1 protein-coding gene is annotated in these 500 nt (G+C 31.8%); it reads left to right on the top strand.

Annotated features, from left to right (window positions below; all coding sequences use genetic code 11):
* The coding region (locus tag FK529_RS21025; RefSeq protein WP_193559740.1) for a LamB/YcsF family protein at positions 1-208 on the top strand (208 nt) is incomplete at its 5' end.
* Between the last annotated feature and the right edge of the window lie 292 nt (positions 209-500).

The following is a 500-nucleotide window of genomic DNA, read 5'->3' as shown; positions in this document are numbered from 1 at the left end:
ACCTAATGCCTTAATTACTGATCATGTTATTTCTACTGAGCAAGTTCTGCAGATGGTAAGGGAACAATCCGTAACTAACGTAACAGGAAGTACCAGTCCATTAAAAGCAGAGACGATTTGTGGGAATGGTGATGGGGTAGCGGCATTAAAATTTGAGAAAAAAATTAGTCAATCTTTAACAGAACAAGGAATTAAAATTAAAGCTTAATTATCGATGAACTATCTCAAAATAGTACATTTGCTTGAAATTTAATAATTTTTGTGTAGATAAAAAATAAATTAAAAATATCTATTTGATGCTATATCTATATATGAAATAAGCCATAAAATAATAAACAATAAATATAATAGATTATCTAAAACCAAAGGAGCCATCTATGGAAAGGGATATTTCAACTCAGCCCTATAATATTAACGAGAACACAAAAGCGCGGCGTAGTGCAATTCTTGGGGCTGTTTTTTTAATGGGTCTATCTGCAATTGGGCCAGGATTTTTAACG

The organism is Tsukamurella asaccharolytica (assembly GCF_007858435.1).
Lineage (GTDB): Bacteria > Actinomycetota > Actinomycetes > Mycobacteriales > Mycobacteriaceae > Tsukamurella > Tsukamurella asaccharolytica.
This window is presented reverse-complemented; position numbering and strand designations above follow the sequence as displayed.